Origin of the sequence: Kribbella polygonati, from assembly GCF_050320105.1 — a bacterium.
Lineage (GTDB): Bacteria > Actinomycetota > Actinomycetes > Propionibacteriales > Kribbellaceae > Kribbella.
Genome location: NZ_CP190129.1, coordinates 8,172,183 through 8,187,667, shown reverse-complemented (window position 1 = coordinate 8,187,667; position 15,485 = coordinate 8,172,183). Strand labels below are relative to the sequence as shown.

The 15,485-nt window shown below is 69.0% G+C and carries 21 protein-coding genes; 16 read left to right on the top strand and 5 right to left on the bottom strand.

The genetic code is table 11. The features are described from left to right. Nucleotides 1-5: 5 nt before the first annotated feature. Genes ACQHIV_RS39485 through ACQHIV_RS39475 form a run of 3 tightly spaced genes read left to right on the top strand, consistent with a single transcriptional unit; the run spans nt 6 to nt 1,446 of the window. Nucleotides 6-326, top strand: coding sequence for a hypothetical protein (locus ACQHIV_RS39485; RefSeq protein WP_427889467.1), 321 nt, complete (start codon nt 6-8; stop codon nt 324-326). Continuing rightward, entirely contained in the window at nt 323-964 is a 642-nt protein-coding gene (locus tag ACQHIV_RS39480; RefSeq protein WP_427889465.1) for a hypothetical protein, read from the top strand. Before ACQHIV_RS39485 ends, ACQHIV_RS39480 begins: the two co-directional genes overlap by 4 nt. Before the next feature lie 38 nt (nt 965-1,002). Next, nucleotides 1,003-1,446 (top strand): hypothetical protein, encoded by a 444-nt coding sequence (locus tag ACQHIV_RS39475; RefSeq protein ID WP_427889463.1) that lies wholly within the window; start codon nt 1,003-1,005, stop codon nt 1,444-1,446. Nucleotides 1,447-1,459: 13 nt separating this feature from the next. Here the strand turns inward: ACQHIV_RS39475 and ychF are convergent, their stop codons facing one another. Continuing rightward, nucleotides 1,460-2,536, bottom strand: coding sequence for a redox-regulated ATPase YchF (gene ychF / locus ACQHIV_RS39470; RefSeq protein WP_427889462.1), 1,077 nt, complete (start codon nt 2,534-2,536; stop codon nt 1,460-1,462). Nucleotides 2,537-2,579: 43 nt separating this feature from the next. Next, nucleotides 2,580-3,101, bottom strand: coding sequence for a GNAT family N-acetyltransferase (locus ACQHIV_RS39465; protein ID WP_427889460.1), 522 nt, complete (start codon nt 3,099-3,101; stop codon nt 2,580-2,582). Between the two features lie 67 nt (nt 3,102-3,168). Between ACQHIV_RS39465 and ACQHIV_RS39460 the strand changes: the two genes are divergently transcribed. The 8 genes from ACQHIV_RS39460 to ACQHIV_RS39425 all read left to right on the top strand — a co-directional run bounded on the left by ACQHIV_RS39460 (nt 3,169) and on the right by ACQHIV_RS39425 (nt 9,956). After that, the gene (locus tag ACQHIV_RS39460) at nt 3,169-4,035 is read left to right on the top strand and encodes a DUF817 domain-containing protein (protein WP_427889458.1); all 867 of its coding nucleotides are present in this window, start codon (nt 3,169-3,171) and stop codon (nt 4,033-4,035) included. 76 nt (nt 4,036-4,111) lie between these two features. Beyond that, nucleotides 4,112-4,897: a polysaccharide deacetylase family protein gene (locus ACQHIV_RS39455; RefSeq protein ID WP_427889456.1), complete on the top strand. Its 786-nt coding sequence runs from the start codon at nt 4,112-4,114 to the stop codon at nt 4,895-4,897. Between the two features lie 79 nt (nt 4,898-4,976). Next, nucleotides 4,977-6,146: a DNA recombination protein RmuC gene (locus tag ACQHIV_RS39450; protein ID WP_427889454.1), complete on the top strand. Its 1,170-nt coding sequence runs from the start codon at nt 4,977-4,979 to the stop codon at nt 6,144-6,146. Nucleotides 6,147-6,200: 54 nt separating this feature from the next. Further along, complete coding sequence (locus tag ACQHIV_RS39445) at nt 6,201-6,767, top strand: DinB family protein (RefSeq protein ID WP_427889453.1); 567 nt, start codon at nt 6,201-6,203, stop codon at nt 6,765-6,767. A gap of 75 nt (nt 6,768-6,842) precedes the next feature. After that, nucleotides 6,843-8,009 carry a glycoside hydrolase family 64 protein gene (locus tag ACQHIV_RS39440; RefSeq protein ID WP_427889451.1) on the top strand — a complete coding sequence of 389 codons (1,167 nt, stop codon included), beginning with the start codon at nt 6,843-6,845 and terminating at the stop codon, nt 8,007-8,009. Nucleotides 8,010-8,048: 39 nt separating this feature from the next. Next, complete coding sequence (locus ACQHIV_RS39435) at nt 8,049-8,387, top strand: ArsR/SmtB family transcription factor (protein ID WP_427889449.1); 339 nt, start codon at nt 8,049-8,051, stop codon at nt 8,385-8,387. Beyond that, nucleotides 8,384-8,833, top strand: a complete 450-nt coding sequence (locus tag ACQHIV_RS39430; RefSeq protein ID WP_427889447.1) for an SRPBCC domain-containing protein — start codon at nt 8,384-8,386, stop codon at nt 8,831-8,833. Before ACQHIV_RS39435 ends, ACQHIV_RS39430 begins: the two co-directional genes overlap by 4 nt. Before the next feature lie 7 nt (nt 8,834-8,840). Continuing rightward, nucleotides 8,841-9,956 carry an aromatic ring-hydroxylating oxygenase subunit alpha gene (locus ACQHIV_RS39425; protein ID WP_427889445.1) on the top strand — a complete coding sequence of 372 codons (1,116 nt, stop codon included), beginning with the start codon at nt 8,841-8,843 and terminating at the stop codon, nt 9,954-9,956. Here ACQHIV_RS39425 and ACQHIV_RS39420 read toward each other — a convergent pair. Continuing rightward, nucleotides 9,940-10,554 carry an NAD(P)-dependent oxidoreductase gene (locus ACQHIV_RS39420; protein WP_427889443.1) on the bottom strand — a complete coding sequence of 205 codons (615 nt, stop codon included), beginning with the start codon at nt 10,552-10,554 and terminating at the stop codon, nt 9,940-9,942. The two genes, ACQHIV_RS39425 and ACQHIV_RS39420, sit on opposite strands and share 17 nt — an antisense overlap. 79 nt (nt 10,555-10,633) lie before the next feature. Between ACQHIV_RS39420 and ACQHIV_RS39415 the strand changes: the two genes are divergently transcribed. From ACQHIV_RS39415 to ACQHIV_RS39405, 3 genes are all read left to right on the top strand, one after another. Then, entirely contained in the window at nt 10,634-10,993 is a 360-nt protein-coding gene (locus ACQHIV_RS39415; protein ID WP_427889441.1) for a winged helix-turn-helix transcriptional regulator, read from the top strand. An 81-nt stretch (nt 10,994-11,074) separates the two neighbouring features. After that, the gene (locus ACQHIV_RS39410; RefSeq protein WP_427889440.1) at nt 11,075-11,593 is read left to right on the top strand and encodes a SigE family RNA polymerase sigma factor; all 519 of its coding nucleotides are present in this window, start codon (nt 11,075-11,077) and stop codon (nt 11,591-11,593) included. 3 nt (nt 11,594-11,596) lie between these two features. Next, nucleotides 11,597-12,358 carry a hypothetical protein gene (locus ACQHIV_RS39405; protein WP_427889438.1) on the top strand — a complete coding sequence of 254 codons (762 nt, stop codon included), beginning with the start codon at nt 11,597-11,599 and terminating at the stop codon, nt 12,356-12,358. Here the strand turns inward: ACQHIV_RS39405 and ACQHIV_RS39400 are convergent. Continuing rightward, nucleotides 12,351-13,382 carry a 4-hydroxy-3-methylbut-2-enyl diphosphate reductase gene (locus ACQHIV_RS39400; RefSeq protein WP_427889436.1) on the bottom strand — a complete coding sequence of 344 codons (1,032 nt, stop codon included), beginning with the start codon at nt 13,380-13,382 and terminating at the stop codon, nt 12,351-12,353. The two genes, ACQHIV_RS39405 and ACQHIV_RS39400, sit on opposite strands and share 8 nt — an antisense overlap. Nucleotides 13,383-13,530: 148 nt before the next feature. Further along, entirely contained in the window at nt 13,531-14,016 is a 486-nt protein-coding gene (locus ACQHIV_RS39395; protein ID WP_427889434.1) for an HAD domain-containing protein, read from the bottom strand. 36 nt (nt 14,017-14,052) lie between these two features. Here ACQHIV_RS39395 and xseA point away from each other — a divergent pair, with 36 nt between their 5' ends. Together xseA and ACQHIV_RS39385 are read left to right on the top strand one after the other, a co-directional pair. Beyond that, on the top strand, nt 14,053-15,267 hold the full coding sequence (gene xseA, locus ACQHIV_RS39390; RefSeq protein ID WP_427889432.1) for an exodeoxyribonuclease VII large subunit: 1,215 nt from the start codon (nt 14,053-14,055) through the stop codon (nt 15,265-15,267). After that, nucleotides 15,264-15,479 (top strand): exodeoxyribonuclease VII small subunit, encoded by a 216-nt coding sequence (locus ACQHIV_RS39385; protein WP_427889430.1) that lies wholly within the window; start codon nt 15,264-15,266, stop codon nt 15,477-15,479. The genes xseA and ACQHIV_RS39385 overlap by 4 nt, the downstream gene beginning before the upstream one ends. The last annotated feature ends 6 nt before the right edge of the window (nt 15,480-15,485 follow it).

Genomic DNA, 15,485 nt, shown 5'->3' with positions numbered 1-15,485 from the left:
GGCGCGTGACAACGAACGAGGCGGGCACGCCACCAGACCGTGGCACCCCGCACCGGCGGACCAGCCGTGCGACGAGGACAGCGCTGTGCTGCCTGTTCGGAGCCTGGGCCGGCTGGATCACCTGCTCGGTCGTCGCCCTCGCGGGCGCACCCGGCGGCTGGCCGTCGTACGCCGGAGCCTATGACGTCATCGTCCTCGCGATCACCGGCAACAGCACCGTCGCCTGGGCGCTCTGGGGCTCCCGCGTCTTCGGCCTCGCGATGGTTCTCGGCGTACTCGGCTTGCTCGTCCGGTACGTCGCCAAGGACAAGGAGACCGGGAGATGACCGGCCAGTCATGGCGGTTGCCTGCCGACCCACCGGGGCGGCCGCTGGAGTATTGGCTGTCGCCGGACCTGGCTCGTCCGGTCCCACCGGAGTTGCCCTCTCGGCTGCGCGAACTGGCCGACACCCAGGGCACCCTGACAGCAGCCTGGGGAGCGGGAATCGGGGCCGGCGCGGTGTTCGTCCTCGCCGGAATCTTCGTCGCCGCGCTGGGCGGCGGCCTCGCGCCGCTCGTCGTCCTCGGAGTTCTCGGAGCGACGCTCGTGGTGCTCGGAGTCCTCGGATGCCGCCGAGTCGGATCCCGGCTTCCCGACACCACACGCACCCTGATCGCGCGCGGTCCCGGATCGGCACGAGGCGGCCTCAGCATGCTCGCCTTCTTCGGCGTCGCCCTCGGTGCGGGGGTTGCATCCGTCGCACCCGGGCAGGGGAAGTCCATGCTGACCGCGTTGATCGGTACCTACGTTCTCATCATGCTGTTCTTGACGGCCTGCATTGTGGTGCCTGCCACGATCATGGGTCGGTCCCGGGAGACGTTCCGCCGTAAGGCCACGAACGACACGGGATTTCGTGCCCTGCTCGAACAGGACCTCGTCACCTGGCGACCCCCTGTCGGTAACGCCTCGTACGGCCCCCTCTGACCTCACCTCAACCGCCCCGACGGAGAGAAGACCTGTTCATGACGACCGTTCAGACCGTGGTGTGGAGTTGCTGGGGCGGGTTCTTCCTGCTGGTGATCCTGGTCTCGGTGTTCCAGTTGCGTAAGCTCAGGCATCGCGAGTTCGGGATGCGCACCTGGCCGCACGTCCAGGCGGTCGTGGTCGGTCACAAGGCCGTTCCCGATGCGGATTCCAGCGGCGACCTGTCCACGTCCAACTCGTACATCAGCGTCTACCAGTACGCCGGCCCGGACGGCCGCACCTATCAGGGCGAGACGGTCTGGAGCAGGTACCACCCGCTGCCTCTACATCAGTCCCTGGCCGTGTGCGTCAACCCCGGCAAGCCCACGGAGTCGTACCCGGTCGAGAAGACCAGCCGCGCCGCACTCGGCGGCGCACTCGCCGCCATGGCCGCGTTCGGCCTCGGATCGTTCTTCTTCGTCCGCCTACTGGTCGGCACCTAACCGCAACTCCGCCTCAGACGTTGAAGCGGAACTCGACCACGTCGCCGTCCTGCATGATGTAGTCCTTGCCTTCCATGCGGACCTTGCCGGCCGCGCGGGCGGCGTTCATCGAGCCGGCTTCGATCAGGTCGTCGAAGGAGACGATCTCGGCCTTGATGAAGCCGCGCTGGAAGTCGGTGTGGATCACCCCGGCCGCCTCCGGGGCGGTCGCGCCGCGCTTGATGGTCCAGGCGCGGGACTCCTTCGGGCCCGCGGTCAGGTACGTCTGCAGGCCGAGGGTGTCGAAACCGACGCGGGCGAGTACGTCGAGGCCGGGCTCGTCGATGCCCATCTCGGTGAGCATCTCGCGGGCCTCGTCCTCGTCGCCGAGCTCGACCAGTTCGGCCTCGAACTTGGCGTCCAGGAAGATCGCCTCGGCCGGGGCGACCAGGTCCCGCATCTTCTGCTTGAGCTCGGCGTCGGCGAGCTCGTCGGCGTCGCAGTTGAAGACGTACAGGTACGGCTTCGCGGTCATCAGCATCAGCTCGCGGAGCGCGTCCCGGTCCAGGTCGGTGGCGATGATCGGCGTACCGGCCTCGAGGTGCTTCTGCGCCTCCCGGACCGCGTCCAGGACGGCGACGCTCTCCTTCTTCAGCCGGGCTTCCTTCTCCAGCCGCGGGATCGCCTTCTCGACGGTCTGCAGGTCGGCAAGGATCAGCTCGGTCTGGATGGTGGAGATGTCGTCGGCCGGCGAGACCTTGCCGTCGACGTGCGTGACGTCGTCGTCGCGGAACACCCGGGTGACCTGGCAGATCGCGTCCGACTCGCGGATGTGGCTGAGGAACTTGTTGCCCAGCCCCTCACCCTCGGAGGCGCCGCGGACGATCCCGGCGATGTCGACGAACTGCACGGTGGCCGGAAGCAGCTTCTGGGACCCGAACACCTCGGCCAGCTTGGCCAGCCGTGGATCCGGCACACCGACGACCCCGACGTTCGGCTCGATGGTCGCGAACGGGTAGTTCGCGGCGAGCACGTCGTTCTTGGTCAGTGCGTTGAACAGGGTGGACTTGCCCGCGTTCGGGAGTCCGACGATTCCGATGGTGAGTGCCACGGGAGGCAAGGGTACGCGGGTTGGCACGCCGTACCCCAATCCGTCAGATCAGGAACGCCTCGAGGTCTGCGCCGTACCAGCGCCTGGTGGACCCGAGCGGCCGCATCCCGAGCCGGTTGCAGACCGCCAGTGAGGCCACGTTGCCGGGGCGGACCACCGCGTAGATCGCGTCGACGCCGGCCTTGAACCCGTGCTCGATCGCGCCACGCGCCGACTCGGTCGCGAGCCCGCGCCCCCACGCGTCCGGGTGCAGGTGCCATCCCACCTCGATCTCGCCGCGGCCGGCCGTCCCGTCCGACGGGTCGGGCAGCGGCACCAGGAGTACGGTCCCCGCGATGGTCCCGGTGGCCCGTTCCTCCACCGCCCAGACGCCGTACGGCGCCTCGCGGCTGCGCTCGTTCCACCGCTCGATCAGCCTGCTCGCGGCGTCGCGGTCGGTCATCACCCGCGGCTCGGCGCCGAGCCAGCGGGAGACCTCCCAGCGCCGGTAGATGTCGAACACCCGGTCGCCGTCCGCGTCGGTCCAGTCACGCACCACGACCCGATCGGTCTCGAACACCACCATCCCCACCACCTCCCACGCCCGTTCCTATTTCTCCCAACCAGGTGATCGCAAGCAACGTCTCCAGTCTGTGACCACGTGGACAGATCGGGCCGGAATCCCTTCACGCTTCGTGTTCGGCTGCCTGCAGCTGTTCCGGTTCGGGTGGCTGGAGCTGGTGTCCTGCCTGTTCCCGGTGTGCCTGTTCGCGGCCCTGGCGATCTCGAAGTACGTCGACCTGCCGATCGCGCGGTACGACGCGCTGCTGATCTACTGCGTCGGGCTGACCGTCCTGTGCTGGGCGGTCGGGCTGGAGACGTGGCGCGAGGTGGCCGTGATCTTCGGGTTCCACCTCGTGGGACTCGGGCTGGAGTTGTTCAAGGTGCGGGTCGGCTCGTGGGAGTACCCGGGCGACGCGGTGACGAAGTTCGGCGGCGTACCGCTGTTCGCCGGGTTCATGTACGCCGCGGTCGGCAGCTACATCTGTCAGGCGTGGCGCCGGTTCGACCTGCGGGTGAGCAACTACCGGCCGCTGCCGACCACGATTCTCGCGGTGCTGATCTACGCGAACTTCTTCACCCATCACTGGATCCCGGACCTGCGGATCCCGATCGCACTCGGCCTGCTGGTCGTGTTGCGGCGTACCTGGGTGTTCTTCACGGTCGGCGTACGGCGGTACCGGATGCCGCTCGCGGTGGCGTTCGCGCTGATCGGGTTCTTCCTCTGGATCGCGGAGAATTTCGGCACTTTCCTGGACGCCTGGAACTACCCGGACCAGGTGAGTGTGTGGCGGCTGGTGCATCCGGCGAAGTTCGGCGCGTGGTCGTTGCTGGTCAGCATGAGCTTCGTGCTGGTGTCCAGCGTGAAGGCGCTGGAAGGGCGGCTGTACCACCGCGGCGCGTCGGCAACAGTCGAGATCTCACCGCAACATGACGGGGCCAACCATTCCGCGGGATGAGGCGTCTCTTGTGGTGTGAGGCGCTCCTGAGGGGGAGCACTGGGGAAGAACCGCCTGAAATACAAGGGGAAACGCCATGACCCGCAAGTTCGCCGCATTCGTCACGACGCTGGTAGCGCTCGCCGCCCTGGGCGGTTGGATGATGGCCACTGCGGTCGGGCAGCAACGGCAACCGCACGCGGCCGCCGCCACCACGAAGGCGACCACGACACCGTCCGGTACGCCGACCAGTGCTCCCACTCCGAGCGGTACGCCGACGCAGAAGCCGAGCTCGGTCCACCCGGTGCCGCCGAACCCGACCACGTCCGTTGCCTCCGGCAAGAAGGTGCTGTTCCTGACCTTCGACGACGGGCCGGACCCGACCTGGACGCCGCAGGTGCTCGCGACGCTGGCGAAGTACGGCGCGCACGCGACGTTCTTCGAGCTCGGTGAGATGCAGGCGGAGCACCCCGGTCTGCGTGACCAGGTGCTTGCCGCGGGCAACGCGATCGGCAGTCACTCGATCAGCCACCCGCAGCTGACCAAGCTGTCGGCGGCGCAGCGGCACCACCAGATCTTCGACGGTCCGCAGTCCACCTGCTTCCGGCCGCCGTACGGCGCGACCAACGCGAAGGTCCGCGCCGACATCAAGGCCGCCGGCATGGTCCAGGTGCTCTGGGACGTCGACCCGCGGGACTGGGCCCGCCCCGGTACCAGCGTGATCGCGCACAACATCCTGACCCACGCGAAGAGCGGCCGGATCGTCCTGATGCACGACGGCGGCGGCAACCGCGCGCAGACCGTCGCGGCCCTGGAGCAGGTGCTGCCGGTACTGAAGGCGCAGGGCTACACGTTCCCGGCGATGAACTGCCGGCAGCGTTGACGAACTGAATCGGCACTTTTCCGGAACTTCGGGCGCTTCAGGCCCAAAACTGTCGGTGGCGTTGGGCACTATCGGTGACATGACCGGTACGACTGTGTTGCTGATCCTGCTCTTCCTGGTGGTCGGGCTGTTGCTGGGTGCTGTGTTCGGGGTGCTGTGGGTGCGCGGGCGGGACGGCGCGCAGCTGGCACGGATCACGGCGGAGCGGGACGCGGCCGAGGACCGCGTGGTCGAGCTGACCCAGGAGCGGACCTCGGTCGGGCAGCAACTGGGCGGCCAGGCGGTCGTGAAGGAGGCGCTCGATCGGCTGCACGCACAGCTGAACCAGCTCGAGCAGGGGCGGGCCGCGTGGCAGAGCCAGTTGCATCAGCAGGTCAACGAGGTACGGATGAGTGGCGAGGCGTTGCGGCGGGAGACCGCGTCGCTGTCTACCGCGTTGCGCAAGCCGCAGGTCCGCGGGCGCTGGGGTGAGCTGCATCTGCGCCGTACGGTCGAGCTCGCCGGGATGGTCGCGCACTGCGACTTCACCGAGCAGACGACCACGTTCGGCGAGGACGGCGTGCTGCGGCCGGATCTCGTGGTGCGGCTTGCCGAGGGCAAGAACCTGGTCGTCGACTCGAAGGTGCCGCTGGCGGCGTTCCTGGACGCGAGCGAGTCCGACGATGCCGCGTTCCGCGAGGACCGGTTGCGGGCGCACGCGCGGCATCTGCGGACGCATGTCGATCAGCTCTCGTCGAAGGCGTACTGGACCAGGCTGTCGCCGTCGCCGGAGTTCGTGATCCTGTTCGTGCCGGGCGAGTCGTTCCTGTCCGCGGCGCTCGACGTCGAGCCGTCGCTGCTGGAGTACGCCGCCGAGCGCCGGGTGATCCTCGCGACGCCGACCACGCTGATCGCGACCCTTCGCGCGGCGGCGTACGCGTGGAACCAGTCGGCGCTGACCGAGTCGGCCCAGCAGGTCTTCGAGCTCGGCCGGGAGCTGTACGAACGGCTCGGCACGATGGGCGAGCACCTCGGCCGGGTCGGGCGATCCCTGACGTCGGCGGTCGAGGCGTACAACGGCACGGTGGGGTCGTTCGAGCGCCGGGTCTTCATCACCGCCCGGAAACTCCGCGACCTCCATGTCACCGAGGCCGAGCTCACCGCGATGGAGTCGATCGAGGCCTCTGTCCGTCCCTTGACCGCCCCCGAGTTCCTCGCCCTCGACGACTCCCCCTCGACCCATCGCTGGCCGCCGTCCCAGGCCGGCTGACCCCGATGCGGTTCCGGACGGGGATCGTCCGGAACACGGGATAGCGTGGCCGGCATGGAGACGACACCGTTGACCGGGCCGCCTGTTGCCGGGAGTGAGGCCGACACGTTGATCGGGGCGCTCGAGCGCAACCGGCGGACGTTTGCCTGGAAGTGCGGCGGGCTGGACGCGGCCGGGCTGAACAAGCAGCATCCACCGTCGACCGTCACGCTCGGCGGGCTGCTCAAGCACCTGGCCCTGGTGGAGGACGAGTACTTCACCCGGCGCCTGCTCGGGAAGGACCTCGGCGCACCGTGGGACGGCGTCGACTGGGACGCCGCCCCGGACTGGGAGTGGCACAGCGCGGCCGACGACTCTCCCGAAGAGCTGATGGGCCTTTGGGAGGCGTCCGTCGAGGGGTCCCGCGCGGCGGTCACCGAGGTGCTCACCCGCGGCGCCGTCGACCAGCTCGCGAACTGGCAGGGCCGCAACGGCGACTCCCCCAGCCTGCGCTACATCCTCGTCGACCTGATCGAGGAGTACGCCCGCCACACCGGCCACGCCGACCTGATCCGCGAATCCATCGACGGCCTCACCGGCGAAGGCATTCCTGGTGAGGACCTGTCGGAAAGCCGACAGTGATGAGTTGTTGACAGTCAGTGGTCTCTCCGCGAAACGATGAGAGCGCTCTCTCAGGCGGACGTGAGGAGAAGACTGATGCGTTTCAGACTGCTGGGTGTCGTCGCAGCCGCGGTGGCCGTGGCGGGTGTGCTGTCGGCAGCCCCGGGGCGGCACGCCGACGCGGCCGTGCCGGACACCATTCCGTTGACGATCACCAACAACTCGGGCCGCGGCGACGCCGTGTACATCTACAACCTGGGCACCAACCTGGCGACCGGACAGCAGGGCTGGGCCGATGCCTCCGGCACCTTCCACGCCTGGCCGGCCGGCGGCGATCCGCCGACCCCGGCACCGGACGCCTCGATCGCGGGCCCGGCCAACGGCCAGTCGGTGACGATCCAGATGCCGAAGTTCTCCGGCCGCGTGTACTTCTCGTACGGCCAGAAGCTCGTCTTCAAGCTCACCACCGGCGGCCTCGTCCAGCCCGCGGTCCAGAACCCGTCCGACCCGAACCGGAACATCCTGTTCAACTGGTCGGAGTACACGCTGAACAACGACGGCCTGTGGATCAACAGCACCCAGGTCGACATGTTCTCGGCGCCGTACGCGGTCAGCGTGAACTCCAGCACCACCGGCCACCTCAAGTCCGGTGGGTACGCCGCCGTCTACAACGGGCTGCGCTCCGCCAACTGGGGCGGGCTGATCCAGACCGCGCCCGACGGCTCGACCCTGCGCGCACTCTCCCCGCTGTACGGCGTGGAGACCGGCGCGCTGCCGGCGAGCGCGATGGACGACTACATCAACCGCGTGTGGTCGAAGTACAGCTCGGACACCCTGACCGTGACACCGTTCGGCGACCAGCCGGACACGAAGTACTTCGGTCACGTGTCGGGCGACGTCATGAACTTCACCAACAGCGCGGGCGCCGTCGTCACGTCGTTCCAGAAGCCAGACTCGGCCAGCGTCTTCGGCTGCTTCAAGTTGCTGGACGCACCGAACGACCAGGTCCGCGGGCCGATCTCGCGCACCCTCTGCGCCGGGTACAACCGCTCGACCCTGCTGACGAACCCGAACCAGCCGGACCCGAACGACGCCAACTTCTACCAGGACGGCACCACGAACCAGTACTCGAAGACCATCCACGCGCAGATGGCGGACGGCCGCGCGTACGGGTTCGCGTTCGACGACGTCGGCAACCACGAGGCGCTCGTGCACGACGGGAACCCGCAGCAGGCGGCGCTGATCCTGGATCCGCTGAACTGAGGGTTGACTCCTCGCTCCGTTAGTGGCAACTTACCGTTCGTGGAAACTTACGGATCACTGGAAGCGGTCGGACCGGTGCTGGACGCACTCGGCGACCCGACCCGGCGGGCGATCCTCGAGACCCTGCGGACCAGCGGGCCGTGCTCGGTCGGCGTACTGGCCGAGCGCGTGCCCGTCAGCAGGCCGGCGATCTCGCAGCACCTGAAGGTGCTCGGCGCGGTCGGCCTGGTGCGGCACGAGTCGCGCGGGACGCGGAACATCTACCGCGTCCACCAGTCGGGGCTCGACGAGCTGCGTGGCTGGCTCGACCAGTTCTGGGGCGACACGCTGCAGGCGTACGCAGACCACGTGCGGCGGACCGAGGAGGAACGGAAATGACTGTGGAACAAGACCTTTCGCCATTGGTGAAGACCGTCACCGTGCCGGTCGGCGTCGACCGCGCCTTCGAGGCCTTCACCGCGGAAACGTCGCAGTGGTGGCCGCTGTTCGGTCACTCGGTCGGCGAGGAGTCCGCGCGCGGCGTGCGGGTGGACGGGACGATCGGCGGGCAGATCGTCGAGTACGGCGCCGACGGCGACATCGCCACCTGGGGAACGCTGTCGGAGTGGGACCCGCCTGTGTCGCTCAGCTTCAGCTGGCACCCGGGCCAGGATCCGGCGGAGGCAGGGCAGGTGACCGTCACGTTCACCGCGACCGGCGACGGTACCGAGGTGAAGCTCGTGCACGCCGGTTGGGAACGCCGCGGCGACGGCGGCCGGGCGCGGCTCAGCTACGACACCGGCTGGGACTACGTCCTGGGCAAGTACGTGGAGTTCGCCCGATAGTTGGTGCATGCCTCCTGTCGACCCTCGTGCTCTGGAAGCCACACTTCGGCCGCACGGCGAATCGGTGATGCTGCCGCGGGCGGCGTACGTCGATCCGGACGTGCTCGCGTGGGAACGCCGGCACTTCTTCGCCGGTACCTGGACCTGCCTCGGCCGGGTCGACGAGCTCGCGAGCGGTACGGCGTACCGGGAGGTGACCGTCGGCGACATCGCGACGGTGCTGACGTTCGGCGAGCGGCCGCGGGCATTCGCGAACGTATGCCGGCATCGCGGACATGAGCTGCTGCGGCGGGACGAGGCCGGCGATCGGCGGGCGGTGGTGTGCCCGTACCACGGGTGGTCGTACGAGCTCGACGGGTCGGTGAAGAGCGCGCCGCGGATGGGCGACGGGTTCGACACCACGCCGTACGGGCTGGTCGAACTGCCGGCCGAGGTGTGGCACGGGTGGCTGTTCGTGAACGCGACCGGTACGGCGGCCGCGTTCGCGGATCACGTCGGCGGGCTCACCGGCCTGGTCGCGCCGTACGCGCCGGAAACGCTGGTCCGGAAGTTCCGGCAGACGTACGACGTGGCGGCGAACTGGAAGACGATCGTGGAGAACTACCACGAGTGCTACCACTGCCCGCTGATCCATCCCGAGCTGTGCAAGGTGTCGCCGCCGAACTCCGGCGACAACTGGGACCTGCCCGGCGCCTGGGTCGGCGGCCTGATGGACCTCCGCCCGGACGCCGAGACCATGTCGCTCGACGGCCGCTCGCACGGCGTGATGCTGGCCGGCGTCGACCCGCGACGGGTGAACTACGTCGGCCTGTTCCCGAACCTGTTGATCTCGCTGCACCCCGACTACGTGCTGACCCATCGCCTCGAACCGCGGACGCCGGGGCTGACCACGATCGAGTGCTCGTGGTACTTCCGGCCCGAGACGACGGATCCGGCGTACGCCGTGGAGTTCTGGGACGTCACGAACCGCGAGGACTGGGCGGCCTGCGAGTCGGTGCAGCGCGGAGCGGAGTCGCCGCACTTCCGGCCCGGGCCGCTGGCACCCGCGGAGGACGCCGTCTACCAGTGGGTGACGATGCTCGCCCGCGGGTACCTCGGCAAGGACCTCAGTAGCCCAGCGTGAAACGCTTCCGGTTGTACGCCGGGGTCTCGATCTCGTTGACCAGGGCAACGGCGTAGTCCTCGGCGGAAATGTGGTCGCCGACCGGCTCGTCGCCGCTGAGCCGGAACGTGCCGGTGCGCTCGCCGGGGGCGATCACGAACGCGGGCGAGAGCATCGTCCAGTTCACGTCGTCGCCGGTGGCACGGAGGTTCTCCAGCGCTTGGGAAACGGTCAGCGACTCGAGCTTGTACTCGGCCGGGAAGTCCGGCCCGTCGACCACCCGGTTGCCGTCGACAACCAAGCTGCCGGCGCCGCCGACCACGAACAGCCGGGTCGCCGTACCCCGCACCGCGCCGATCAGGTTGTCGACCGCGTCCAGGTACTCCTGGTGGTCGCCACCGGTCCGGCTCGGGCCGATCGCCGCGACCAGTACGTCGGCGTCGCCGGCGAGTTCCTTCGCCGTCGCGACGTCGTTCGCGCTGCCCCGCACCGCGCGGACGCCGGCCGGCAGCTCGCCGCCGGAGCGCGTGACGCCGGTCACCTCGTGGCCCCGGCCGACGGCCTCGGCCGCCACTCGGCTGCCGACCATCCCGCTCGCCCCGATCACCGCGATCTTCATGTCCAACTCCCGTCTTGTTCGGTCTGACCTCGACGGTATCCACTGGTAACTGGCTACTTCAACGTGCTATAAGTACCTTGTGGTAACCAAAGGAAACGTGTTCGACCCGAACTGCCCGACCCGGGTGATCCTGGACCGGCTCGGCGACAAGTGGACGGTCCTCGTCGTACTGCGGCTGCGCTCCGGCCCGCAGCGCTTCACCGAGCTCCGCGACGCCATCGGCCAGGTCGCGCCGAAGGTCCTCACCCAGACCCTGCGGCGGATGGAACGCGACGGCCTGCTCACCCGCGAGGTCTTCCCGGAGATCCCACCGCGCGTCGTCTACACCCTGACCGCGATGGGCGCCTCGCTGATCGACCCCATCAGCGTCCTCACCGACTGGGCCGAAACCCACATGCCCGCCATCACCGAGGCACAGGCGGCGTACGACGCGGTCTGAAACCGGCCTGCCGGAACACTCAACCTTTCCGGCCCACTCGGGCATCACAAGTCTGACCGAGTTGACGAGTTGGGGGTTGGGATGGATCCAGGACGCGACCACGAGTTCGCCGAGTTCGTGGACGGGCGGTTCACCGCGTTGCAGCGGTTCGCCTACTTGCTGACCGGGGAATGGCATCTGGCCGAGGATCTGGTGCAAACCGCGCTGACCAAGGTGTGGTTCCACCGGAACTCCTTGCGCAGCGGGACTGCGCTGGAGAGTTACACCCGGACCGTGATGGTGAACACCAGCACGCAGTGGTGGCGCCGGAAGTGGCGCGGCGAGACGCCGACCGAGCAGTTGCCCGAGGCCCGCGGACACGAGCCGTACGGCACGGTGGACGACCGGGACCTGTTGCTCAGGGCACTGGCCTCACTGCCGCGCCGTACCCGGGCCGCCCTGGTCCTGCGCTACTTCGAGGATCTTCCGGAGGCCGAGATCGCCCGGATCATGGGCTGCTCGGTCGGCACCGTGAAGTCGAGCGTCTCCCGCGGGCTGGCCAAGCTCCGCGAACACGAACTGATCAGCGCGATCCCCGCCACGGTCCCGAAGGAGGGCTGAGCCATGACCGATGACCTCAAGCACAAGTTCGAGCAGCTGGTGGCCGACCCGCCGCCGCCGAGTACGGAGCCGAGCCAGGCCGTCTTCGCCCGGGTCCGGACGGCACGACGCCGCCGGACCGCCGGTGCGGTCACGCTGGCCGCCGCCGCGGTTGTCGCCGTGGCGTTTGCCATCGGCAACGTCACCGACATCGACGGGCGCCCGCCGGTGAGTAACACTCCGACCGTCCCGATGACAGCGGTCACGCCCGCTCCGAGCTCGCCGACGGCGATGCCGTCAACCCAGGCGACCGGAGCCACGGCGACTACCGAGCCGCCCGTTGCGCAGAACACGAATACACCGAACCCGGGTGACACCCCACCGCCGACCTCGAACACCTCGACGAACACACCGGCCCCGCCGGCCGTCGGGGTCCACGTCAGGCTGACGCCAACGGTCACCGGCCGTACCGTCACGGTGAAGGTGACCGTGTCGGGGACCGTCCTCGTGCCCACGGCCGACGGGAAGGACCTGCCGAAGGACACGTCGTTCCTGAACCTCTCCGGCGGCACGAACTACTACTGGGGTGACGGGCAGCAGGGCGGTTCAGACGGCGGGGCGGTGCAGTGTGGTGGCAAGACGGTGCGCAGCGGGCGCGAGACGTACTCGATCGACACCCATACCTACACGAAGGCCGGCACCTACACGCTGCGCTACGAGGTGTCGTACTGCAACGCCAACGGTTCGTTCAAGACCGTCAAGACCGCGAAGGTGACGGTCAAATAGTCCAGGCGTGGTCGGAGGTGCCGGTGGTGGGGAGGCCGGCTGCTTTCAGGTCGGTGCGGAGGTCTCGGGGGAGGGCGAAGGTGAGGCTTTCCTCGGCGGTGGTGACCTCTTGGACGTCGGCGTAACCGCGTTCGGCGAGCCAGCGGAGGACGTCGCGGACGAGGACCTCGGGAACGCTGGCGCCGCTGCTGACGCCGACCGCGTCGACGCCCTCCAGCCAGGCCTCGTCGATCTCGTCGGCGAAGTCGACCAGGTAGCCGCCCTTGGCGCCGTGCTCGATCGCGACCTCGACCAGGCGGACCGAGTTCGACGAGTTGCGGGAGCCGACGACCAGCATCAGGTCGGCCTCCGGGGCGAGCTTCTTGACCGCGGCCTGCCGGTTCTGCGTGGCGTAGCAGATGTCGTCGCTCGGCGGGTCCTGCAGGTGCGGGAAGCGCTCGCGCAACCGGCGTACCGTCTCCATCGTCTCGTCCACGGACAGCGTGGTCTGGGACAGCCAGACGACCTTCTCGGGGTCGCGGACGGTGACGTTCGGTACGTCGTCAGGCCCGTCGACGATGTGGACGTGGTCGGGGGCCTCGCCGGAGGTGCCGATGACCTCCTCGTGCCCCTCGTGGCCGATCAGCAGGATGTCGTAGTCGGTGGCGGCGAACCGCTTCGCCTCGTGGTGCACCTTGGTGACCAGCGGGCAGGTCGCGTCGATCGTCTTCAGCTGCCGCGCGGCCGCCTCCTCGTGCACCACCGGGGCGACACCGTGCGCGGAGAAGATCACCGTCGCACCCTCGGGCACCTCGGAGGTCTCGTCGACGAAGATCGCGCCGCGCTTCTGCAAGGTCTGTACGACGTACTTGTTGTGCACGATCTCCTTGCGGACGTACACCGGCGGACCGTACAGGTCGAGCGCCTTCTCCACCGCGACGACGGCCCGGTCGACGCCCGCGCAGTACCCGCGCGGGGCCGCCAGCAGCACCCGCTTGGTCTTCGTCACGGTCGGAGCACCGCTCTCGTCAGCCTGGGAAGTCACGGCCCCATCGTACGGGCCCGGCCTCAACGCCTCCGAACGAAGTGAGCCCCGGCATCGACGCACCGGCGCCCGGCCGTGTGAGCATCATCACGACGAGGAGCCGTCCGCCCTGTCCGGACGGCTCCGCCGTGGGAGGTGTTACCAGGTCTCAAGGATGCCCGGGAAAACCCTTGTCCGCAAAGGATTTTAGGGCCGCGAAGTGCTCCGCGGTCAGTCCTGTACGGGCGTCGACCGGCAGGATCAGCTGCCCCGGAAACCGCTCCCGCTCGGCGTCACCCACCTCGTCGTCCACCCACGCGAACGACCGCTCCCCCACCCACTCCGCGACGTACGCCGCCCTCCACGACCCGCGGCGTACCGGCGAACGCTCCGGCCACATGATCGTCGGGAGGTCCGTCGGCAACCCGAGGAGCGGTGAGAGCAGGCGATTCGCACCGTGCTCCCAGCTGGTTGCCCAGACCAGGTCGAAGCTGGCCGCGAGCGCGTTCAGCTCCACCCCGTGCGACGGGTTGAGCAGCACTCGCCACGTCCTCGCGCCCTCGGTGATCTCGTGCCGGCGGTAGCCGGGCGGTACGCCGTCTGCCGCGTGCGGGTTGAGTGGGCCGTCGAAATCCAGGAGCAGAAGCGGGCGCATCCCTCGATTGTCGGTGACAGGTCGTAGGGTCTGGGGGTGGCTTTGGAGACGTCGCCGGAAGCGCCCGCGGCCGTTCGCACGATCGCGAACGGGATTGCGAGCTGGATCAACCAGCTCGGGTCCGTGTGGGTCGAGGGGCAGCTGACGGACGTCTCGATCGGGCGCGGTACGACGACCGTGTTCGGCACGCTGCGGGACACCGACGCGGACATCTCGTTGCGGTTCACCTGCAACCGCCGGGTGTTCGAGACCGTCGACGTACGCGACGGTTCGCGAGTGCTCGTGCATGCCAAGCCGAACTTCTTCGCCCGCCGCGGCACGCTCGCGCTCGCGGTCAGCGAGATCCGGCACGTCGGCATCGGCGAACTGCTCGCGCGGATCGAGCGGCTGAAACAGCTGCTCGGCGCGGAGGGGCTCTTCGAGTCGTACCGGAAGAAGCGCCTGCCGTTCCTGCCGCACACGATCGGCCTGATCTGCGGGCGCGACTCCGCGGCCGAACGCGACGTACTGGAGAACGCGAAGCGCCGTTGGCCGGCGGTCGCGTTCCGGATCGAGTACGCGTCGGTGCAGGGGCCGTCGGCGGCCGCCGAGGTGATGACCGCGCTGCGGAAGCTGGACGCGGACGACGCGGTCGAGGTGATCGTGATCGCCCGCGGCGGCGGATCGCTGGAGGACCTGCTGCCGTTCTCCGACGAGGGGCTGATCCGGGCGGTGTCCAAGACGAGTACGCCGGTCGTGAGCGCGATCGGGCACGAGCCGGACACGCCACTGCTCGACCTGGTCGCGGACCTGCGCGCGTCGACGCCGACGGACGCGGCGAAGCGGATCGTGCCCGACGTACGCGAGGAGCTCGACGGCGTCCGCCTGCTCAGGGAGCGCGGGCTGCGGGCGGTGCGGGCGTGGCTGGATCGCGAGACGCACGCGCTGGCGGCGATCCGTTCGCGGCCGGCGCTGGCGGCGCCGGTGAGCGATCTGCAGCGGCGGGCCGACGAGATCGCCGCGCTGGTCGAGCGCAATCGCCGTACGTTGACGCACCGGCTGGACCGAGCGAGCGACGACATCGCGCACCGGCTGGCGAGCGTCCGGGCGTTGTCACCGAAGGCGACGCTCGAGCGCGGGTACTCCGTGCTGCAACTGGCCGACGGTACGGCCGTCCGGGAGATGGCGCAGGTGGCGCCCGGGGACCTGCTGCAGGCGCGGGTCACCGACGGCCGCTTCGCGGTGGAAGTCAAGTCCGAGGAGAAGAAGTGAGCGGCGACCGACCCGAGATCACCTACGAACAGGCCCGCGAGGAGCTCGTCGAGGTGGTCCGCAAACTCGAAGCCGGCGGCACCACCCTCGAGGAGTCGCTGGCGCTGTGGGAACGCGGCGAGGAACTCGCCACCACCTGCCAACGCTGGCTAGACGGCGCCCGCGAACGCCTCACCAAGGCCCAAGCCGCCCACGAAGAAAAGCCAAACTGACCCACC